The organism is Dysgonomonas mossii DSM 22836, from assembly GCF_000213575.1.
GTDB classification, from domain to species: Bacteria; Bacteroidota; Bacteroidia; order Bacteroidales; family Dysgonomonadaceae; genus Dysgonomonas; species Dysgonomonas mossii.
The window spans coordinates 172,257-194,679 of the sequence record NZ_GL892006.1; the positions used below are offsets into that span (position 1 = coordinate 172,257).

A 22,423-nucleotide genomic window follows, 5' to 3' on the forward strand; every position below is an offset into this window, starting at 1 on the left:
AAGCTATTTCCTTCAATTTCACAACAAATTTTTCATTGCTTTATCAATCTGACTATTTTCAAAGCTATCTAAATAAATTTGAGTAACCTTTTCTGAACTATGCCCTAATGATTCACTAATAATAGAAATATTTACCCCAGAACGTTTTAAAACAGTTGCAAAACTATGGCGAGCAACATATGTTGTTAAGTCAATTGGTATGTTCAATTCTTTACCAATGTCTTTTAACCGTTTATTTACTTTAGTAATTACTTTATGAACTCGATTTGCTTTTTGTTGCTCTGTTTTATGGAAACTGTTTAAAATGGAGAATAGATAAGGATTTTCGGAATTAGAATATTTATTGATAATCTCCATTGCTTTAGCCTGTAATGGCGTTTTTATCAACTTATTTGTCTTTCTTCGAAAGTATATTAATCTATCCTCAATTATATTATCTCTGGTTAAATAAGCCATATCAACAAAGTTTATCCCTGCCATTAAATAAGAGAATGTAAATAATTCAATAGCAAGCATTTCATATATGTTATTACCATCATAAGGGTAATTTATAACAGAAATAATATTCCCTTTTGAAATAGAACGCTTTACAGTTTCCTGCTTTAGTTTAGAAACATTATATTCCTTAAATGGATAATGTTCCGTTTTAGCTATATTCTCTTTAATAGCCACATTGTAAACGGCTCGTAACGTCCTAAATCGGATACCTATTGTATTTGTTGATATATTATTACTCTTTAGCCAAGTTTCATATTTATTGAGCCAAGAAGCATCTATATCCGAAAAGTAAATATCAAGGTGCGTATTATACTCTAATAACGAATTTAGAACTTGTAAATGAGACAAAGCATAACCACGTCGTTTTTCCTTAAACAAACGCTCTATCTGGTCTTCAAACACCTCTTTTACTGTTTTCTTAATTGTTGGATTATGCACCTTTTCAATTAGAGATTTAGCCGTAAACTCCTTATTTGTAATTTTATATTCAATTATTTGCTCTCTGTATTCTTTTGTTCTCTCTGAAATGAGGGTTAATATTTGCTCTTTATTGGGACAGTTCCGTTTCGGTTTGTTTTTGGTAAAATCCCAATACTCTGGATTGATTGAAATTCCGAGGCTTAAATATCGCCTTTTTCGATCTTTCGTTACTCTTAGCATTAAAGGATTCTCATTGTTTTTCAACACTTTAGATTTGTAACAAATCACATCAATTGTTGCACTCATGGTTTACACATCGGTTTACACAACCTATGTAAAACAGTGTATCTTCGTATATAAAAGATAGGGAAGTTATATTAAACGAAAAAGCCGTAATTCAATGAATTACAGCTTTTCTTTTCGTGGTGCCACCAGGAATCGAACCGGGGACACAAGGATTTTCAGTCCTTTGCTCTACCAACTGAGCTATGGCACCTTAACCGTTTTGCGTGTGCAAAGATAGTACATAATTTATATTCTCCAAAAAATATACAAACTAATTTGATAATATTTTTACAATCCTTAGAGCCCTGCAAGCTGCAACCAGCCTAATTATTGAGCTTTCTACCCTCATTATCAGAATCTATAGACTAAATAAAGTCGGCTGAAAAATATTAAAAAAATAGGTGATATTTTTCATATCAAATCGTATTCAGGCACGAAAGCTGATTCACTTTACTTCAAAACAAAAATAGCAGTCTTAATTCGATACTACTTTCAATCCAATAATTGAACAGACAAGCGTAAAAATAAAGAATAACCGCCAAAAGCTAGAAGGCTCTTTAAACACCAAGATTCCTAACAATACAGTACCAACTGCACCAATACCTGTAAATATAGCGTAAGCAGTGCCCATTGGTATTGTCTGAACGGCTTTTATCAACAAATACATACCCAAAGTAAGACAAATACCAAAACCAATATACCAGTAGTATGAATGAGGAGCAATTGCCTCTTTTGCTTTTGATATGCAAAATGTAAACCCAACCTCAAACAAACTCGCTAATAATAAATAAATCCATCCCATAATACTATACATTTACTGAACAAACGTTCAATATATTTAAAAAAAATAATACTACTTCAATAAAAAAATATAATGCAATAAAGCCTTTTCCAGATTCTGAACGATCGAATTGCCATCTGTACTGAAAATACTTTGAAACCAAATACCATCAGTCAGAGTGAACAATTGCATCGCCGAAACTTCAATATCTGTATCCTCCTTTATCTCTTTCTTCGATACACTATTTCTGAGGGCACTCTCCCACCCGATTTTCTCTTTTTCGATTGTAGCCTGATATTTATTTCTAAATATGGCATCACGTTGCATCACTTGATAGAAGAGAAAATGATAGTTTAGCATCGACACTTTTGTATTCTTAGATGCACCTCCAACAATATCAGAGACTATTCTAGCGATCTTCTTAAAACGCTTACACATAAAATCAACAAACTCGAGAACTGTGTAATTTGCCGTGCGTCGAACTTCAAAATCAAATATTCTTATAAAATACTTTTCAGTAACCTGTATGAACAGATCCTCTTTATTCTTGTAATAATGATACAGAAGACCTCTGGATAGACCCGTAGCTTGCTGTATATCAGATATTGACACAGCATCAAAGCCTTTCAAGAGCAATAGCTCAAATGTTCTTTCTAATATTAATTCTTCTGACATCATAATTGAACAATCATTCAACAAAGATATATTTTTATATCAAATCAGACAAGATCAAATATATAATTATAGAAATTTTATAGAATAATAGTCTTTATAAACCAATCGTAAAACAACCAGGTAATAATCCAATTAAGTGAACCATAATAGAGCAGCACGGGATAAAGATGACAATAGATACAAAAACGATGAAAAGTTCTTACCTTTGAGCTTTCTTTATTTAGATCGAAATATAACAAAGGCATCGAGAAAAATGACTGTATTATACGAAGACAACCATATCATCATCATCAATAAAACAGTATCTGAGATTGTACAAGGAGACAAAACCGGAGATAAGCCACTTTCAGAAATTGTAAAAGAATATCTAAAAGAGAAATACAACAAACCCGGAAATGTATTTTGCGGGGTAACACACCGTCTCGACAGGCCGGTAAGCGGCATTGTTATCTTTGCGAAGACGAGCAAAGCCCTTAGCCGTTTGAATGAGATGTTCAAAAACAAACAGATAGACAAAACTTACTGGGCAATAGTAAAAAACATGCCGAAAGAACCGGAAGGAACACTTAGAAACTATCTGGTTAGAAATGAAAAGCAAAACAAATCGTATGCTTACGATGTGGAAAAGCCAAATTCGAAGCTAGCCATACTGCACTATAAGTTGATAGCACGATCCGACAGATATAATTTACTTGAAGTTGGCCTTGAAACAGGCCGCCACCACCAGATACGTGTACAACTGTCTAAAATGGGATGCCCTATAAAAGGCGATCTGAAATACGGCTTCGACAGGTCTAACCCCGATGGAGGTATCAGCCTTCATGCACGTAAAGTATCTTTCCTACACCCGGTTTCAAAGGAACTGATCGAGGTCACTGCCCCTCTACCTAAAGATACCCTTTGGCAAGCTCTGGAAAAAACAATTAGTTAGAACTTACAGGAACTTCCTTTCCCGAAATGATATCCTCTATATATGAACGTAGAGAGGCATAATCTGCATCCTTAGAAAAAGTACGTCCATAAGTATAACGTGTTACTCCTTTTATTTTAGAAATTTTATATTCCCCTCCAGACTGATTATCAATAGATGGTGTGTATTCAACGAAAATAGAAGAGTCCACTTCTCCCGAGTCATTCATCACATAGAATATATTTTTAACGAAAGGCTGAGATGAGCTCTCTTCATAACGCTCATATGCATATACATCAAAAGAACCAACTTTAAACTGATCTATACAAAAATTATCAGAGATGGAAGTCGAAGCCAACTGGCCTTCTTTATATGCATTATATAGCTTAGTCTTAGATGTAGCCGCCTTGTTATACTCCCCAAGCTTAACATAACAATGAACCAGTTTTTCATACGAATAATAATCGTCAGGAAGATAGCCGACTAATTCCTCATAGGCTTCTGCAGCTTTTGTATATCTACCAAAATCATATTCTATTCGTGCTATATTATAAAGAACTGTAACCAACAATTCCTTATCCTTCTCTATTTTGTCTTTGGCAGTATAAAATACATTCAATGCATCAGACAGATCGTCTCGGCTTGCATATATTACCCCTATCATGTAAAACGCTTTCTCTGAAGGAGGATTAAATGATGTAGCCTTCTTATAGTTCTCCAAGGCTTTATCGGTATCTTCTTTTGCTAAAAACACATCACCCAATCCCACGTATGCGTCTGCAAAATTAGGAGAAATAGCAATAGCCTTTTCAAAACTACCTTTTGCATCATCTGCACTGCCATTTGCATTCTGAACTAATCCTTTCACATAATAAGCTCGGGCACATTTCGCACTTTTCTGTACAGATAAGTCTATATATCGCGACGCATTGATCAGATCGTCCAAGTAAAAATAAGCCTCTGCTACATAAGCAAGATTATCGGCCGAAAGGCTGCGTGGCTGAGCGGCATATTGTTCTACAACCTCTTGATAAAGTCCTTTATCAAACAATGATTTTATATCCTCTGTTGGTTTTACGACTTGTAGCTGTGCAGAGAGCAATGACTGTACCGAAAAGCACATTAGAAACGAGATAAAGAACAACTTAACAATACTCTTTTTCATACTTAATTTTCTTTATTTTTCTTAAAACCATTTCTGTCTTCTTATCCAAAGGTAAGAAAGAACCGCAATCAATATAAGAGTTATCCAAGCTCCGAGATAACCATATTTCCAATCCATTTCGGGCATCAGCTTGAAATTCATACCCCAAACACCTACCATAAATGTCATTGGAATAAATATGGTAGACACTATCGTCAATCGCTTTATAATATCATTCATTTTAAGGTTATTGTTATTATAATACAAGTCCAGAAGGGAAGTCAGCGACTCATGGAAAGAAGCCAAGTTGCCCAAAATAGAACGCATACGATCATCAAAATCATTATAATAAACAATATTTTCCTCTTCTATCAACTTATTGGTGTTATGCAAGAGATTGACAAATTCCTCACGCAGAGAAGTGATAGTACGCTTTATATGCATATAATCGACACGGCATTCGTGCATCAAACGCAGGATATCGATAGACCCTTTGCCTTCTATCAAATGATCTTCTACATCAGCCAGCCTGTCTTCAATATCCATTACGGTATTCACATTCGCCTGATTCACGGCGCTCATCAAAATGTATAGAAGAAAGTCAGCTCCTTTCTGACGCACCACAACATTATTCTCTTCTATATTTCTTTTTACATCATCAAAAACAGGGATTGCTGCCTCCTGAAAACTGACTACAAAGTTCTTTCCAAGAATAAACCCGATCTGCATATCGTCAATATCTGTAGTATCTTTTACCTGATAAAAGAGAGACATCAGAACAAATGAGATAGTTTCATACCCAACAGCCTTTACAACTTGTCTGTTTCCCAGAAGGTCTTTAATATCAAAACCGTGTAGTCCAAGCTCTTTACAAATTCGGTATACAGTATTAGCATCAGATATCCCTACTATCTTTATCCAATTTACCTTCGTTGTATCTATCTTATCCTTAATAGATTCTTGCAATTGAATATTCCTAACCTCCAAACGTGTCGTATCATATTGAACGAGTTCAATAGCCATCGGTATATCCTTATCGCCAAGATATACGGGTTTGGTTAATAGATAATTGTTTCGTGAAACCTTATTCTTCGATTTTCTGGTGGTTCGTTTACTCATACTGCAAAATTATGTTTTGAGTGATATTAAACAATATCAAAAGTAAGAATAAAATACTATATTTGTCGACTCTAAATCCGTATTATTTAAACTAAGGCAGATTTACTGACGATAAATTATTAACACTTGTGATGTAACCAATGAACGAAATATACAGCATATTAAAGAAAAAGAAAATGCAATTCTTTTTCTTATTTTATATACTACTTCTACTGCCTATACTGTGCCCTTTAGCTCAAAATTTTACTTTTTTAGACAAAGTTGCTGTTTTCTTGGTCTGTGGTTTATTCTTTGCTGCCATCTGGATCTTATCGCTATTTATCAGTTCCAGATCTGAAAAGATCATATACTCTATCATGTTGGCTGTCTCAATTATTCCGGGATCAATCTATCTGGCCTACCTACTGTTTGCACACGTTATGCTTGAGCAAAATAGCGTGACAAGCCTATTCGAAACCAATCCCGAAGAGAGTAAAGAATTTATAGCGCATTATCTGAGCATGTGGGTTATAGCAGGAGTTGTAGTATATGCTGCGATACCTATCGTGATGATCTGTAAAATGCGATCGTTCAGAAAGCTCAAAATAAAAGAATATAAAACGCTGTTTATATTGAGTATAATAACAATAATAGCCATTGTTGGCATAGGCAGGGTATCACGGTCTGTATATTTCATCAATTTCTACAGAACATTTATCAGCTATAAGATCCGTACAACCCATGAGGTAAAAGAGATACAAGCACGTCAAAGCTTAGATTATGAAGTAAAAACCAATCATAAAGATTCCATTCCTCAGATAATGGTATTGGTGATTGGCGAATCACTGAACAAACATCACATGTCTCTCTACGGCTATCCAAGAAATACAAATCCCTTGTTGTCACAATACGGAGACAGCCTTGTTGTATATAATGATGTAGTAGCTCCACATGTGCATACGATTCCTGTGGTTCGTTCTTTATTATCGATGAACGAAGTAGATCATTCGGAATACTTCACAGAGAAACCATCTATGTACGAATTATTCAACCGTGCGGGGTATGAAACATATCTCATAAGCAACCAAAGATTTAACGACGAAATGCGGGCAAGCTACGACATACTGCTATCGCTTGCCAAGAAAAGATACAATCTGGCATCTTACAGGCAACACGATGATATTGTCCTTCCCATATTGAATAAAATACTGGAAAAGAATGACAAGAAAGATAAATTGATTATCATACATCTCATAGGAAACCACATGGCCTATGAATTCAGATATCCAAAAGAATACATCGTCTTCAACAGCCAAAAAGATGGCTTGGTGAAAGATGCTCCATACAGAGACGAAAAAGCAAAAAAAGCAATAGATGCTTACGACAACTCTGTTCTCTATAACGACTATATAGTAAACAGCATTATTGGTTCCCTAAAAAAATTACAGCATCAGGATGCTGCCATGATCTACTTATCCGACCACGGAGAGGAAATGTACGATTACAGAGATTTTGCAGGGCATGCTTATGAAAAAGTATCGCCAACAATGAGCGAAGTCCCTTTCCTCGTATGGCTATCGCCTTCATACAGAAAATTCAGGAAAGATCTTGTGTTTGACAAAAACAGAATTTATTCGTCGGCAGACTTTATTTATTCGGTATCCGATTTGGCAGGAATAAATTATGTTGATTATGATGACTCGAAGAGCATATTCTCCACCCATTTTGTTCCTCGTGAGCGTTATGTGGGAGAAAAAAAGTATGAATACATAAAAGAGAAGTTTGAGAAATAGAAACTATCTGCCGGTGTAATCAAAAAATCATTTTATAGCCTATTCCTCTGATATTTATAATTTGAATTGTAGGGTCTAAAGCTAACTTCTTACGCAGCTTTACGATAAACACATGCAGGCTGCGTGTATTAAAGAAACTGTCATCGCCCCAAAGCTCAATCAGTACAGCTTTATTCTCTACGATATTATTCTGGTTGGAACAAAGACGCTCCAATATAGCAGCTTCACGGTGAGAGAGGATTTCAGTACGTTGGGTGTGAACCAATTTCTGCATCAAAGGATCGAATGTATATTTTCCTATCTCATATGTTTTATCTTGAGGGATCTCTGTTTGTGCTCTGTTCAATAAAGACTTGATGCGAACAATAAGTTCATCCATTCCGAAGGGCTTTTTCAAGTAATCGTTTCCTCCTATTTCAAATCCCTGAACTACATCGTCTGTCCTCGACTTAGCGCTCAAGAACAAGATTGGAGTTTTCTTGTCACTCTTACGTATCAGTTGAGCCATTGTGAAACCATCCATCTTTGGCATCATTATATCTGCCACGACGATATCAGGCTTCAACCGATGAAAAAGCTCGAGTCCTTTTTCCCCATTAACTGCTATGCCAACAACAAACTCCTTTTTCTCTAAAGCATCTTTAATGATCATAGACAAGGCCGGTTCGTCCTCTACTAACAATACATTGATCTTATTCATCCTATCATTATTTCGAAACAAGTTCCTTTACCTTCCACACTTTTTGCTTTAATATTCCAGCCATGCTTAACGACAATCGTCTTTACATAAAAAAGCCCTAAGCCATATCCTTTAACATCGTGAACATTACCAGTATGAACACGATAAAACTTATCGAATATTTTATCCAGAGACCCGTCCGGAATACCGATTCCGTTATCACATACAGATAAAACAATTTTACTTCCCGACTTACGTGCCGACAAACGAATCTCTACCGAATCGTTGGAATACTTGATTGCGTTTTCAATCAAATTACTTACTACATTACCAAAATGCAATCGATCGGCTTCGATACTCAATCCTTCAGGCTGTATATCTATTACAAAAGAGGTTGGTTTTACAGTGTTCAGCAAAAACTTATTTTTCTGACTCTCAAATATGCTGCCCACTTCTATATTTTCTAAATCGAGTTTGAGGTTTTTCCGCTCCTCTACCGACATCGTTAGTATCTGTTCCACAAGGCTATTCAGATACATTAACTGCTCACGTGAAATATCAAGATATTCTTTTCTTTTTATAGGGTCATCGCCAAATCCAAAGTTTTGAAGAGCATCTACAGCCGCGTAAGTAACTGATATCGGTGTTTTAAGCTCATGTGTCATATTATTTACAAAGTCAGTCTTTATTTCATCTATTGTTTTTTGTCTTAATATGATTTTAAGCAAATATATAAAAGTGACAATAAGTAAAATAACCATCAATACAGAAACAGAAGTCAAGCCCCACATATCTTTAAAGATATACCACTTAGGATTATCCATATATAAATAATAAGTATGTATCTCGGTTTTGAGACCTTCTAAAACATATTCCTTACTATTCTTAAAATCGAAAGTTCCTTTAGGCGTTTGAGCCACCAATGTGTCGCCAGTAGATGTTCTACACTGTATAACATGAGGTATATCGAATCCTTGTGCAGACAAATCGGCACTCATAATACTATCCAAACGTACTAAGTCGAGTGGGGTTATTTCTCCAATAGCAGACAAAAGTCCTTTCTTGATTAGTATCGTTACCTCTTGCAAATCTGCGTAAATAGAATCAGAGCTACTTTTTTCGCCTCCTCGTTCTTTGGAGAAACTCATACTAATCGTCGTCTTGCCTTTGCCGGAGTTATAAGTCTTTGTTTCTACAGAAGCAGGAATATCATCTTTTGCTTCTCCCTCCTCTGCATCCTTGGTAGATATGGAAGACATTCTGATTGCCAATTCTTTGAAGGAACTGCTCTCTGCCGTATTGTTTATTACTGTATCTAACTTCTCATATTGCTGATTATAGAAATTGACCAACCAATAAGCCTGATAAGAGCAAACCAGAATTAACAAACTAAAAATAACGATCGCTATGGATTTAAATCTGAACTTCATACATGAATTCATTATCGATAAAGCAAATGTAAACAATAGCTTAGAAACAAAAAATAGTGATAACACTAAATAACACTAGACAAGTAAACTTCTGTACAAATCATTTTTATAAAATTATCTTATATAAAGGCAGTTATAGTAATAAAGAAATAAAATACTGAGGCTTTTGCAACAGAGAAAAGGTGACAACAAAAACAGGTCGAAAAGGTGTTACTTTTGTCACCTTTTATTAGCTATTTCATTGTTTACTAACGCTTAACGAAATATCTATATTATGTCACTTTTTTAACTAACATACAGTTCTCTATTGCTTGCTGGGATAGGCATATTATATCCGCTTTTTTTAGTACTTTTGCAACTTATTACGGAAAAATCAATGAGCGAACTTAAGAAAGAAATACAGAAAAGACGCACTTTTGCTATTATAAGTCACCCCGATGCGGGTAAAACAACCCTTACAGAAAAGTTATTACTATTTGGAGGGGCAATACATGTTGCCGGAGCAGTAAAGTCAAACAAGATAAAGAAAACTGCTACCTCGGACTGGATGGAGATAGAAAAGCAACGTGGTATTTCTGTTGCCACCTCTGTTATGGGATTCGAATACGATGGGTATAAAATCAACATACTCGATACTCCCGGTCACCAGGATTTTGCCGAAGACACTTATCGTACTCTGACTGCAGTGGACAGTGTGATCATTGTTGTGGATTCTGCGAAAGGCGTTGAAGCACAAACACGCAAGCTGATGGAAGTCTGCCGCATGCGTCATACTCCTGTCATGATATTCGTCAATAAGATGGATAGAGAAGGTAGAGATCCATTTGAATTACTAGACGAATTGGAAGCCGAATTACAAATCGGGGTTCGTCCTTTGAGTTGGCCAATTGATAGCGGGCAACGTTTCAAAGGAGTTTATAATATATATCAGGAAAAATTAGACCTATACACTCCAAGTAAACAAACTGTTACAGAGTCGATAGGTTTTAAAGATATAAACAGCCCAGAGCTGGAGACATACATTGGTGTACCTTTGGCTGCAAAACTGAGAGATGATATTGAGTTGATTGACGGAGTATATTCCGAACTGGATATGGATACATACCTCAAAGGACAAATTGCACCTGTATTCTTTGGGTCGGCTCTCAACAATTTCGGAGTAAAAGAACTGTTGGATTGCTTTGTAAAGATAGCACCATCTCCACGTCCTGTGGAAGCAATCGAGCGTGAAGTAAAACCTGACGAACAGGCTTTTACAGGTTTCATATTCAAAATACATGCCAATATGGACCCTAATCACCGTTCATGTATTGCCTTTGTTAAGATATGCTCGGGAAAGTTTGAACGAAATGTAAACTATAAACATATGCGGTTGAACCGTTCGATGAAATTTTCCTCTCCTACTGCCTTCATGGCCCAAAAGAAAGAGACCGTAGATGAGGCTTATGCAGGCGACATTGTCGGTTTGCCCGATACCGGGAACTTTAAGATTGGGGATACACTCACATCGGGAGAAGACTTGCATTTCAAAGGTTTACCGAGCTTCTCTCCTGAAATGTTTAAGTATATCGAAAATGCTGACCCGATGAAGTCGAAACAACTTCAGAAGGGAATAGACCAATTGATGGACGAAGGTGTTGCCCAGTTGTTTACAAACCAATTTAACGGACGCAAAATCATTGGGACAGTTGGTCAACTGCAATTTGAGGTAATACAATATCGTCTATTACATGAATACGGTGCTCAATGTAGATGGGAAGCTATCAACTTGTATAAAGCTTGTTGGGTAGAAAGTGACAACAAGGAACAACTAGCTGATTTTAAGAAGCGTAAGGCTCAATATATAGCAATAGATAAAGAAGGTAGAGATGTCTTTCTTGCAGACTCTAATTATGTATTGATGATGGCTCAACAAGATTTCAAGGATATAAAATTCCATTTCACTTCTGAGTTTTAAGATGATAGAAATTGTTATTAATCCCGAATATAAATATCTGGAAGGTTTTGTAGAAAATCTTCCTGCCTCTTTTGCCAATGAAGGTGAAACACTATATGCCGCTCGAAATATTATAAAACTATTTGATGTAGATGGGTTTAAGGTAAATGTAAAGTTCTTTAAAAAGCCTATTTTTATCAATCAGATAGTATACAGGACATTTAGAAAGTCAAAAGCCCGACGCTCATACGAATATGCTTTTAAGCTAAAGGAGAAAGGGCTTCATACTCCCGCCCCCATAGCTTATATAAAAGAGACTAAATTCGGGTTACTTAAAAACAGCTTCTATATATCAAAGCATGAGTCTTTTGATGGCACAATGCGTGAACTAAAAACATCACTGCTCTCAGAAAAGGAAGAGCTGATAAAGCAGTTTGCCAAATACACAGCTAGTCTGCATGAACAGCAAATACTTCATTTGGATTACTCTTCCGGGAATATCTTATATAAAAAGGATGGAGACAATTATATCTTTTATCTGGTAGACCTCAATAGAATGGAGTTTGATAAACCTATCAGCATGGATACGGCTTGTTTTAACTTCAGACGATTATGGGGAAGCGATGATATGATTTTCTTATTTATTAAAGAATATGCCCAAAGCAGAAACTTTGATGTAGAAGATTGTCTTAAACGAACGTTATACTACAGAAAAAGATTTTGGGATAATTTTACAAAAAAGCACCCGGGATCAGCACCATTCGCAACTGATTATAAATAGATTACAAAAAAATACCTATTAATATTTATCTAAACCATTTTGGCAATAGGTTCCTTCACTATTTATAGTTTCCAAGAAGGTTTTGTGATTCTGATTGACTTTGTCTCTACTATTCACAGGGTGATCGATATGATATTCTACAGCACCCATCTTTAAGAATTGCCTTTTTATTCCGGCAAAAGCAAGGCGTGCAGCGATCTCGGTGTCTTCGTATCCCCAACCTATAATATCTTCGTTATATCCATTTACCTTCAGCAAATCTTCTTTCCAGAAAGCGGCATTACAACCTCGAACAAAGTAAGGATGATCTGCTTTATATCTGAATCGGAAATAGTTTTGCAAGAACTTTGACCTTAATCTATTTGGTTGAAAGAATGATGACCATGAAAAAGGAATATCCACTGTGCCATTCCTCAATACCTCCGCACTAGACTTTGGTGATAATTTCACTCTACTTCCTGATGTGAAGCAACCCTTTTGAGCAAAAGAGTGGTGATCTTCGACAAAATGCTTTTCTAAGATGATATCCCCATCTATTTGGATAATATAATCACCCGAGGCTTTCATTATAGCTTTATTTCTTATCTCAGACAATCTGAAACCATTGTCTTCATGCCATACGTGGATAAGTTTGCATGGGAAAGACTTTTGCATCTCTTCTATCAGTTCTCTTGTATCATCTCTTGAGCCATCATCCGCTACGATAACCTCTATTGGTAAATATGTTTGGTGGGTGACACTAAGCAATGATACTTTAAGAGCTTCAGGCCAATTATACGTTGATATAATAAGTGTGATAGAAAAGTCATTATTATTCATGAATACTATTTGAAATTAATAGATATAAGATGTTAAGTCCTCTATATGTGTTATATTATATTTCTTGCATGTAAATTCCAATGATTTATTGGGGTTGATAAATAAATCACTTTTAACTCGATCCCGTAAATTTACCTCTATACCCTCCGGATGGAATAGTAGCAATCCCGAATAAAATTCCGTTTTCTCAATCTCACTAATAAATGGGAAAGCATTAGTAATCTGACCACTATCATCTACCTCTACGATATAATTTTTCAGATATATATTCGGATATATAAACGTATAATGCGAATAATAGCGTTTCATTTCAAAACTTTGATGGTATAGGAATTTCGAGTTTTTAATTAGGTTCCGGACGACCTACACTTTCCTTACGGATATTATCTGTTGATCGGTTCGGTTGCCGTGTAGAAAGATCATCTTTATGCCTTGCAACAGCTACAGAATCTATATAGCTTATATTATGTATCAAGACATTTGATCCACTACTCGTATTATTTTTAAGGTGTATATACCCTGATATGCCGTTCAGTAAGCTATCAGGTAACGAAGGTTTACTTATTGAATAATGACTATTACTTTCGATAGGAATCCTTGTTTTAACTAAAGTATCCTTATAATTAAAATAGATTGCAGCCTCAACTTTTTGCTTGGCACTCAATCCTTGTATATCAAATTTTAGGTGAAAATCAGATATATTGTTTATACTCTTCATCTTCAATGTATCTATATTGAAAGAAAGAGTTGGAGTATAACTATTCAGATAGTAAAATGTAGGTATTATCAAATTACTGCGTGATCCCCTACTTAGCATCGCAGATCTAGAATTTATAAGCGATTCATTTCTGAATTTGAGACGTGCCGCTACGGTATCATTTATTGCCGCATAGTATTGTATATTATCCGAATACCACAAAAGGGATGTATCCAGTTCGGCTTGAGTTATATTATGCTTTTTAAGCACTCCGGCCACTAGCGCATCTTTCATATCATCAGACCTGAATTGAGGATCGTCATTGAAAATAGATTGAGCTAGCCTTATATCGTATAAGACATCTGTCATCTTATCGGGAGAGATTACATACCCCGGTCTTCTTCCGCAAGAGCTAAGCAGAATAAGGATAGAAATAATGATATAAATAACAGATCGTTGCATAATTATGCTTTACCGTTTTTTTCTAAAGATAGCGCAAGAGTCTTGCGATAGAAAAGAAGAAGGATAAAAATACCAACAGTAATAGCTGAATCAGCGATATTGAATATAGCACTAAAGAAAACAAATGGTTGTCCGCCCCATACAGGCACCCATGAAGGGAAAGTGCTTTCAATCAAAGGGAAGTACAACATGTCTACAACTTTGCCATGCAGCCAGCTCGAATATCCGTCTCCCAAAGAAACAAACGACGCCACATGACCGGAGTAGCTAGCCGAAAATATTTCGCCGTAGAACACACTGTCTATGATATTACCAAATGCTCCGGCTAATATAAGCGATATACAAATAATATACCCTGTTTTGTATCTCCCGTTAATCAGCTTGTACAAGTAATAGCCTATAAAACCGATAGCTACGATACGGAATATGGAAAGAAACATCTTACCGATAAATTCCATTCCGAAAGCCATTCCGTTGTTTTCTACAAAATATATCTTGAACCAGCTTGTTATTTCAATACTCTCAAAAAGAGACATGTGGGTCTTCACCCAAATTTTAGATGCTTGATCTATTACAAGAACGAGTACTATTACTAGGATTGCTATCAGTCCTTGATTCTTTTTCTCCATATATCAGCTGATTCCTGTAAAGAAAGCGAAGAAAAAACAGGCATAATTCCCCCTTGCTTTTTCTTCCTTTCTTCTATGCTTTTTTATTTAATTACTACTTATTTTACTCCGCTATTCTTAGCCTCAATACTTAATGTAGCATGAGGAACAGCACGCAATCTTTCTTTCGGTATCAATTTACCTGTTTCGCGACAAACGCCGTATGTCTTATTTTCGATACGAATAAGAGCCGATTGAAGATTTTGAATAAACTTCATCTGGCGTTGTGCCAAACGGCCGGCTTCTTCTTTCGACAATGTAGATGCACCTTCTTCCAGGACTTTGAATGTCGGTGAAGTGTCAGTAACATCATTCCCATCGGCATTTGTTATAGCCGCTCTCAACTCTTCATATTCCCCTTTAGCTTTATTTAGCTTCTCAAGAATAATATCGCGGAATTCATTTAATTCCTCATCAGAATATCTTGTTTTTTCTGCCATAACCGTTAGTTTTATAATTCCTGTTTCTTATTTTACTTAAAGATAATACATTTTCAGACTTTTTCAACAGATATCTGTAAAATATAATCATCCATATCAACATTTTGCCCATCTACAGACTCCAACAGTTCTATTTTGTCAGCAAGTACCTGTGACGCTATGTAATTATTATATTCCGAGACAGTTTCTCTTATCTGCTCCAAGTCTGTCAATTTTATATTTATTCTGTCAGTTATTTCCAGTCCGCTGGATTTACGTATATTTTGTATACGGTTTACCAGCTCGCGGGCTATACCTTCTTTTCTCAGATCGTCTGTTATTGTCACATCAAGAGCAACAGTCAACTTTCCGGCATTAGCAACCAACCATCCCGGTATATCTTCGGATATGATTTCCACGTCAGCCAATTCTATAGTAGCTGCTTGTCCATCAATATCGAATGTATATTTTTCTTCTTTTTCGAATGTAGCGATAGCTTCCTGACTCATCTCCTGTACCTCTGCGGCAAGCTGCTTCATGATCTTACCATAACGAGGCCCAAGTTTTTTGAAATCGGGTTTCACTTTCTTCACCAATATACCCGCAGCATTATCTACATGCTTAAGCTCTTTGACATTTACTTCATTCAATATCAGTTCACGCACAGCATCCAAATCTTTTCCTTGCTGATCGTTCAACACCGGTATCATGATTTGTGTCAATGGCTGACGCACCTTGATATTGGTCTTACGGCGCAAAGCCAAAACAGCGGATGATATATCCTGCGCTATCTGCATGCGTTCTTCCAGATTCTTATCTACGACAGATGCGTCATAAGTAGGAAAATCCGAAAGATGTACCGACGCTACTTTTTCATGCTCTGTTACAACAATCAAATCACAGAAAAGTTTATCGGCATAGAATGGAGATATCGGAGCCATAAGCTTGGCTATTGTCTCCAAACATGTATACAAGGTCTGATATGCAGATAATTTATCTTTTGTCATCTCTCCTCCCCAGAAACGTTTTCTGTTGAGGCGCACATACCAGTTGCTAAGATTATCATTTACGAAATCAGATATAGCACGTCCGGCCTTTGTTGGTTCGTATGTATTATAATACTCATCCACATCCTTGACTAGGGTATTGAGTAATGATATTACCCAACGATCGATCTCCGGTCTTTCCGAAACAGGTATCAAGTCTTCCTTAAAGGAGAAGTTATCCACGTTTGCATACAGAGCAAAGAATGAATAAGTATTATAAAGTGTTCCGAAAAATTTACGGCGCACCTCTTCTACTCCCTCAATGTCAAACTTAAGGTTGTCCCACGGCGATGCATTGGTTATCATATACCAGCGCAAAGGGTCTGAACCATACTTATCTATTGTCTCAAAAGGATCGATAGCATTGCCTAGGCGTTTCGACATCTTTTGTCCGTTCTTATCTAATACAAGTCCGTTGGAAACAACATTTTTAAACGATATGCTATCTTTGAACATGGTAGATATAGCATGTAGAGTAAAGAACCATCCACGAGTCTGATCTACCCCCTCTGCTATAAAATCAGCCGGGTATACTTTTGAGAACTCATCTTCGCTGATATTTGGATAAAATACCTGAGCGAAAGGCATTGCCCCCGAATCGAACCAAACATCGATCAAATCTTTCTCACGTGTCATTGGTTGTCCCGAATCGGATACAAGTATTATATCATCAACATACGGACGGTGAAGATCTATTTTCTCATAGTTTGCCTTATCCAGATTCCCTACTTCGAAACCTGTCCAAGGTATTTCTTTCATCACACCGGCATCTACGGCTTTTTGCATTTCGGCATAAAGCTCTTTCATCGAACCGATACATTTTTCTTCTTTTCCGTCCTCTGTTCTCCATATAGGAAGAGGCGTTCCCCAATAGCGGCTACGGCTTAGATTCCAGTCCTGTAGATTTTCGAGCCATTTTCCAAAACGGCCTGTACCTGTCGATTCCGGCTTCCAGTTTATTGTCTTATTGAGTTCTATCAAACGTTCGCGACAAGCAGTGGTACGTATAAACCAGCTATCGAGCGGATAATATAACACCGGTTTGTCGGTACGCCAACAGTGCGGATAGTTGTGCACATGACGTTCTATTTTGAATGCGCGATTTTGTTGTTTCAACATCACGCAAAGATCGATATCTAAAGTTGTTGCATCAGCAGGAAGCGTGTCGTCGTATTCGTTTTTCACATAACGACCGGCATAGTCCTTATATAGCTCAACATTTACATTATCATTAACAAAGCTAGGATCTAAATCCTCTAAGTTGAAATACTTACCGGTGAGATCTACCATCGGACGTTGATTCTCGTCTTTGTCGAGTAGAAGCAATGCAGGTACGTTATTTGCTTTTGCTACACGGGCATCATCTGCACCAAATGTAGGAGCTATATGCACAATACCTGTACCATCTTCTGTAGTTACGAAATCGCCTGCAAGAACTTTGAATGCGCCTTCTCCCGGATTAACCCATGGGATAAGTTGTTCGTATTCCATTCCTGCTAAGTCTTTACCTTTCCATTCTCCTACAATCTTATAAGGTATAAGCTTATCTCCTACCTTATAATCTTCAAGAGCTATGTCTTTGGCTTTCTCATTGAACATACTGAACACAAGAGACTGCGCCATTACGGTAGTTATCTTATTTCCTGTATACGGATTGTAAGATTGTACCGCTACATAGGTTATCTCGGGTCCTACTGCTAAAGCCGTATTGGATGGAAGAGTCCAAGGGGTTGTCGTCCAAGCTAAAAAGAAAGCCTCTCCAAACTGAGACATTTCAGGCTTGGGAGATTTTATCTTAAACTGTGCAACACAGGTTGTATCTTTCACATCACGATATGCACCCGGCATATTCAGTTCGTGTGTGCTAAGTCCTGTTCCGGCAGCCGGAGAGTATGGTTGTATTGTATAACCTTTATAAAGGTAGCCTTTGTTGTATAGCTCTTTCAGTAAGAACCAAAGTGTTTCTATATAACGATTGTCGTATGTGATATATGGGTCGTTCATATCTACCCAATATCCCATTATGCGGGTAAGGTTTTCCCATTCCCCGGTATATTTCATTACCTCTTTGCGACATGCGTCGTTATATTCTTCTACTGTTATTTTCTTGCCGATATCTTCTTTGGTTATACCCAGTTTCTTTTCTACAGCAAGCTCCACAGGCAAGCCATGAGTATCCCAGCCTGCCTTACGGTTTACAAGAAAACCTTTCATAGTCTTGTAACGGCAGAAAATATCCTTAACCGATCTAGCCATAACATGGTGAATACCCGGCATACCATTAGCCGACGGAGGTCCTTCATAGAAAACAAATGATGGTGCTCCGGTGCGTATTTCCAAGCTCTTTTGAAATATGCCTTCTTTATCCCATTTTTCTAATATCTCTTTGTTGACATCAGATAAGTTAAATCGATTATATTCTGAAAATTGTTTACTCATAATGTAAAATAACCTGCTTAAAAAATTGAGGACAAATATAATGAAAAAATCTATACGGTATAGTGTACGATTTTACGTTAGTTAATATAATAAGGTAAAAAAAGATAATTCACAATGATCACGACTGATTGTAAATAAATACAAAACTCATGCCAAAGAATAAAAACAAAAAAAGTAACAAAAGTAACAGATTCGCATCTGTTTTTTGATGAAGTGGTCTAGACTTTTTTAAGATTAAAAAAGAAATAGGAAAGCGTTAATTTTGTAATCGCTAAAAAACAAATAACCAACGCTTCCTATGTACAAAGTACTAGACAAATATACAATTGAAAATGAAATATTACCTCATTTATCAGTTGCAAAAAGAGGATTTAAGACAAAGAGTTGTCTTATCGAAATAGTCAACAACATTCTTTATAAGCTAAAGACAGGTATCCAATGGTATATGCTGCCCGTTAAGAGCCTATTCTCGGATAGAGTTTTGAGTTATAAGACAGTCTTTTGGCATTTCCGCAAATGATGCAAAAAAGGTGATTGGCAAATAAGTTGGATTCAAATATTATCCACTCACAAGAAAGATTTGGACTTATCCAGTTGCGATATTGATGCTAGCCATAGTCCTGCTCTTCGTGGAGGAGAACAAGTCGCTTATCAAAGTCGTAAAAGTAAAAAGACAACCAATGCTCTTTATTTTAGGCTCCCATTAGCGATATCTTCTCCTATTGCAGGTAACCATCATGATTTGTATAACATTAAAGAATCATTGAATGAGTTATTTACAACATTGAAGCTGGTTGGTCTAAATCTCGATGGATTATTTATAAATGCAGATTCTGGTTTTGATTCCAAAGAATTTAGAGATACTTGTAATGAGCATAGAATATTCGCTAATGTTAACTTTAATTCTAGAAATGGGAATGTAAGTGATACTGATTTATTGGATAAACGACTTTATAATGAAAGATATAGTATTGAAAGAACAAATGCGTGGATAGATTCCTTTAGGACGCTGCTAAATAGATTTGAAAAAACTGTTTCCAGTTGGAAATCTTTTAATTACATTACTTTTATAGTAATCTTTCTTAGAAAAATAAATAATAACAAAAAGTCTAAATGACTTCTAAGTTACCTTTTGTATCTTCTTTCATTATTTATCGTGATTCAGATACCAGTGGATTCCGTACTTATCAATCAATGTAACCAGCATCGAATCCGTAGAAGTTTCGGTAAAGTCCATTGTCACACTTCCGCCAACTTTTAATTTATCAAAGACCGTTTTTTGTTCTTGCTCATTATCGAATGATATAGTCATTGCTATATTATCGCCAACTGTTACTTCCTGTCCTTCAAAACCATCCGATGCATAGAATTTAATACCCTCTGCTATAAATTCGGCATGTGCAATTTTGTCTTTGAATTGTTCTGAAACATTATATTTACTAGCTTCAGCGTATCTCTGCATAAAAGAGATTTCGCCACCAAAACAGCCTTTATAGAATAAAAGAGCTTCTTCACAATTATTGTAAATAATTAGATAAGGAGTTAGATTTTTCATATTATTGGATATTATAGAAATGAAGTGTTTCCAACCGCATCTTTTGCAACCGCTAGCAACACAATTTCTAGTTCACGTTCTTCTTTAAATACGAAAATACTATTTAAGGATCAGATTTGCAAATTATGATCTCGTTTCTTCATATCTGGATATAAGAAGTCATTGTATACTTTGCGTAGCTCTATGGCTAAAAGTCTAGATGACTTTGATGTCACTTTTTCATTTCGAATGTAAACGCCCTATACAATTAAGAGATAAATTTAGGATGCATCGATAAACTGTTTCTTTACCCAATCCTTTCCCTCCGCCAAACGGGTTACCATCATTGCACAAACCACATTACCCGTAGAGTTGAGCAATGTAGCCGGAACATCAATTATAGTACTTATAATCATCAATGTAGCAGCAAACTGAGGTGAAAATCCAAAAATAGAACAAATTAGCAATTCGCCCGTCATACCTCCGCTTGGGATAGCACCTACAACAGCAGCAGACAATACGGCAACACCTATAATCATAAACATATTGGAAGAAGAGGTTATCTCTTGTCCGAAAATCGTAAATAGAAATATGATCTTAAGAACACCGCCTATGATAGAACCGTCCTTGTGCATATTTGTACCTAATGGAATCACAGTCTCGGCAATACCCGAAGGAATACCCATTCGCTTAGAAGCTTCTATATTGACAGGAATACACGCTGCGCTAGAAGATGTGGCAATGGCAGTAAGTGATGGAGTCAATATGTTCTTCCAAAATGAAACAAAGCCTTTTTTCCCTCCCGCCCAACACACATATATAGAGTTGAGCCCGAAAAAGCTAATTCCTGTAAGGATGAGGAAAAGAATGAAAACATGCATATACCCATTCAGTATCTGCCCTCCCAGACTCCCAACCGTATCGGCAAAGTAACACCCTAGTCCGATAGGAGCCGCCTTCATTATGATATCCATCATTTTCATAATTACATGAGTGGAAGCATTTAAAAAGTCTGCCACTATTTTTCCTTTCGTACCCGAAAAAGAGGTTGCCAAGCCAAAGAAGATAGAGAATATAATAAGAGGTAGCAGATTCGCTTTTGTAAATAACTGCTGAAAATCGGAAACAGTAAAAATATTCACAAATATTTCGGCAGAAGTCAATTGTTTTACAGTTTGTTGGGGCAGTCCTAACAAGAATTCAGACTGATTAACTCCTCCAAGAGGATTATACAAGAGTGTAAAAAGATAAGATACGGCAGCAGCCACAACCCCGGTAAAGAGAAATACAAAAACAATACTTCCTATCACTTTACCGACCATGTTAGAGTCGCGCATGTTGTAAATAGATGATGCTACACTAAAGAAAACAAGCGGCACGATAAGCACAAACATCAAATTGAGAAAAATATCCCCCACAGGCTTTACAACACTAGCCCCTTCTCCAAAAATAATACCGCAAATACCACCAATCAGAATACCGAGAAGCAAAAAGATCGTAAATGCGTAGTTCTTCAAAACATTCATTAATCAAACTCTTATATAAGTCGACAAAAATACACTTTCATTTCGAAATATCTGTATTAAAAGAACATAGATTTTATAAGCGAAAAATCTAAATAAAAAAGATTAAGATTTTTCACCATACCCCTTGCTAATACAAGAAAAATGCATATATTTGCACCGCAATTGCAAAACGGTGGTTGTAGCTCAGTTGGTTAGAGCGTCGGATTGTGGTTCCGAAGGTCGCGGGTTCGAGCCCCGTCTTCCACCCTAGAAAAGAAACTGTTAAATTAACGGTTTCTTTTTTTATTATATCATATATCCAAACTTGGAAAACTTCCTCTTTAATCCATGATCCACTCTCATTCAATACAATAACAAAATCTCTTTTCAAAAAAAGATCGAAG

General features: G+C 36.4%; 19 protein-coding genes, 2 tRNA genes and 1 pseudogene. 6 read left to right on the forward strand and 16 right to left on the reverse strand.

Annotated features, from left to right (window positions below; all coding sequences use genetic code 11):
• Window positions 1-18: 18 nt before the first annotated feature.
• The 4 genes from HMPREF9456_RS07615 to HMPREF9456_RS07630 all read right to left on the reverse strand — a co-directional run bounded on the left by HMPREF9456_RS07615 (window position 19) and on the right by HMPREF9456_RS07630 (window position 2,662).
• Entirely contained in the window at window positions 19-1,224 is a 1,206-nt protein-coding gene (locus HMPREF9456_RS07615; protein ID WP_006842918.1) for a site-specific integrase, read from the reverse strand.
• A 117-nt stretch (window positions 1,225-1,341) separates the two neighbouring features.
• Window positions 1,342-1,414, reverse strand: a tRNA-Phe gene (locus HMPREF9456_RS07620).
• 264 nt (window positions 1,415-1,678) lie between these two features.
• The gene (locus HMPREF9456_RS07625; RefSeq protein WP_006842919.1) at window positions 1,679-2,005 is read right to left on the reverse strand and encodes a DMT family transporter; all 327 of its coding nucleotides are present in this window, start codon (window positions 2,003-2,005) and stop codon (window positions 1,679-1,681) included.
• Between the two features lie 51 nt (window positions 2,006-2,056).
• A complete protein-coding gene (locus tag HMPREF9456_RS07630) occupies window positions 2,057-2,662 on the reverse strand; it encodes a TetR/AcrR family transcriptional regulator (protein ID WP_006842920.1) in 606 nt (201 codons plus the stop codon).
• A gap of 250 nt (window positions 2,663-2,912) precedes the next feature.
• Here HMPREF9456_RS07630 and HMPREF9456_RS07635 point away from each other — a divergent pair, with 250 nt between their 5' ends.
• Window positions 2,913-3,590 carry an RluA family pseudouridine synthase gene (locus tag HMPREF9456_RS07635; RefSeq protein WP_006842921.1) on the forward strand — a complete coding sequence of 226 codons (678 nt, stop codon included), beginning with the start codon at window positions 2,913-2,915 and terminating at the stop codon, window positions 3,588-3,590.
• Here the strand turns inward: HMPREF9456_RS07635 and HMPREF9456_RS07640 are convergent.
• Both HMPREF9456_RS07640 and corA read right to left on the reverse strand, forming a co-directional pair.
• The gene (locus tag HMPREF9456_RS07640) at window positions 3,583-4,734 is read right to left on the reverse strand and encodes a tetratricopeptide repeat protein (RefSeq protein ID WP_006842922.1); all 1,152 of its coding nucleotides are present in this window, start codon (window positions 4,732-4,734) and stop codon (window positions 3,583-3,585) included. The genes HMPREF9456_RS07635 and HMPREF9456_RS07640 overlap by 8 nt on opposite strands.
• Window positions 4,735-4,755: 21 nt before the next feature.
• A complete protein-coding gene (corA, locus tag HMPREF9456_RS07645; RefSeq protein ID WP_006842923.1) occupies window positions 4,756-5,832 on the reverse strand; it encodes a magnesium/cobalt transporter CorA in 1,077 nt (358 codons plus the stop codon).
• 140 nt (window positions 5,833-5,972) lie between these two features.
• On the opposite strand from corA, the gene HMPREF9456_RS07650 reads away from it, so the two are divergent.
• Entirely contained in the window at window positions 5,973-7,604 is a 1,632-nt protein-coding gene (locus HMPREF9456_RS07650; protein ID WP_006842924.1) for a sulfatase-like hydrolase/transferase, read from the forward strand.
• Window positions 7,605-7,623: 19 nt separating this feature from the next.
• On the opposite strand, the gene HMPREF9456_RS07655 is transcribed toward HMPREF9456_RS07650, so the two are convergent.
• Both HMPREF9456_RS07655 and HMPREF9456_RS07660 read right to left on the reverse strand, forming a co-directional pair.
• On the reverse strand, window positions 7,624-8,304 hold the full coding sequence (locus HMPREF9456_RS07655) for a response regulator transcription factor (RefSeq protein WP_006842925.1): 681 nt from the start codon (window positions 8,302-8,304) through the stop codon (window positions 7,624-7,626).
• On the reverse strand, window positions 8,301-9,713 hold the full coding sequence (locus HMPREF9456_RS07660; RefSeq protein ID WP_006842926.1) for a sensor histidine kinase: 1,413 nt from the start codon (window positions 9,711-9,713) through the stop codon (window positions 8,301-8,303). The genes HMPREF9456_RS07655 and HMPREF9456_RS07660 overlap by 4 nt, the downstream gene beginning before the upstream one ends.
• Before the next feature lie 376 nt (window positions 9,714-10,089).
• On the opposite strand from HMPREF9456_RS07660, the gene HMPREF9456_RS07665 reads away from it, so the two are divergent.
• On the forward strand, window positions 10,090-11,670 hold the full coding sequence (locus tag HMPREF9456_RS07665; protein ID WP_018074858.1) for a peptide chain release factor 3: 1,581 nt from the start codon (window positions 10,090-10,092) through the stop codon (window positions 11,668-11,670).
• Window position 11,671: 1 nt separating this feature from the next.
• On the forward strand, window positions 11,672-12,430 hold the full coding sequence (locus HMPREF9456_RS07670; RefSeq protein WP_006842928.1) for a lipopolysaccharide kinase InaA family protein: 759 nt from the start codon (window positions 11,672-11,674) through the stop codon (window positions 12,428-12,430).
• Window positions 12,431-12,448: 18 nt separating this feature from the next.
• Here HMPREF9456_RS07670 and HMPREF9456_RS07675 read toward each other — a convergent pair whose 3' ends face one another.
• From HMPREF9456_RS07675 to ileS, 6 genes are all read right to left on the reverse strand, one after another.
• Window positions 12,449-13,249 carry a glycosyltransferase family 2 protein gene (locus tag HMPREF9456_RS07675; RefSeq protein ID WP_006842929.1) on the reverse strand — a complete coding sequence of 267 codons (801 nt, stop codon included), beginning with the start codon at window positions 13,247-13,249 and terminating at the stop codon, window positions 12,449-12,451.
• A 15-nt stretch (window positions 13,250-13,264) separates the two neighbouring features.
• Window positions 13,265-13,558, reverse strand: a complete 294-nt coding sequence (locus HMPREF9456_RS07680) for a hypothetical protein (protein ID WP_006842930.1) — start codon at window positions 13,556-13,558, stop codon at window positions 13,265-13,267.
• A gap of 34 nt (window positions 13,559-13,592) precedes the next feature.
• Complete coding sequence (locus tag HMPREF9456_RS07685) at window positions 13,593-14,408, reverse strand: DUF4296 domain-containing protein (RefSeq protein WP_006842931.1); 816 nt, start codon at window positions 14,406-14,408, stop codon at window positions 13,593-13,595.
• A gap of 2 nt (window positions 14,409-14,410) precedes the next feature.
• A complete protein-coding gene (locus HMPREF9456_RS07690; RefSeq protein ID WP_006842932.1) occupies window positions 14,411-15,037 on the reverse strand; it encodes a lipoprotein signal peptidase in 627 nt (208 codons plus the stop codon).
• 98 nt (window positions 15,038-15,135) lie between these two features.
• Complete coding sequence (locus HMPREF9456_RS07695) at window positions 15,136-15,516, reverse strand: TraR/DksA family transcriptional regulator (RefSeq protein WP_006842933.1); 381 nt, start codon at window positions 15,514-15,516, stop codon at window positions 15,136-15,138.
• Between the two features lie 53 nt (window positions 15,517-15,569).
• Entirely contained in the window at window positions 15,570-18,980 is a 3,411-nt protein-coding gene (gene ileS, locus HMPREF9456_RS07700; RefSeq protein WP_006842934.1) for an isoleucine--tRNA ligase, read from the reverse strand.
• A 298-nt stretch (window positions 18,981-19,278) separates the two neighbouring features.
• Between ileS and HMPREF9456_RS07710 the strand changes: the two are divergent.
• A pseudogene (locus tag HMPREF9456_RS07710) lies at window positions 19,279-20,097 on the forward strand (transposase).
• A 30-nt stretch (window positions 20,098-20,127) separates the two neighbouring features.
• On the opposite strand, the gene HMPREF9456_RS07715 reads toward HMPREF9456_RS07710, so the two are convergent.
• Both HMPREF9456_RS07715 and HMPREF9456_RS07720 read right to left on the reverse strand, forming a co-directional pair.
• The gene (locus HMPREF9456_RS07715; protein ID WP_006842937.1) at window positions 20,128-20,535 is read right to left on the reverse strand and encodes a VOC family protein; all 408 of its coding nucleotides are present in this window, start codon (window positions 20,533-20,535) and stop codon (window positions 20,128-20,130) included.
• A gap of 260 nt (window positions 20,536-20,795) precedes the next feature.
• On the reverse strand, window positions 20,796-22,040 hold the full coding sequence (locus HMPREF9456_RS07720) for a dicarboxylate/amino acid:cation symporter (protein ID WP_006842938.1): 1,245 nt from the start codon (window positions 22,038-22,040) through the stop codon (window positions 20,796-20,798).
• A 171-nt stretch (window positions 22,041-22,211) separates the two neighbouring features.
• On the opposite strand from HMPREF9456_RS07720, the gene HMPREF9456_RS07725 reads away from it, so the two are divergent.
• A tRNA-His gene (locus HMPREF9456_RS07725) sits at window positions 22,212-22,287 on the forward strand.
• Window positions 22,288-22,423 lie beyond the last annotated feature (136 nt).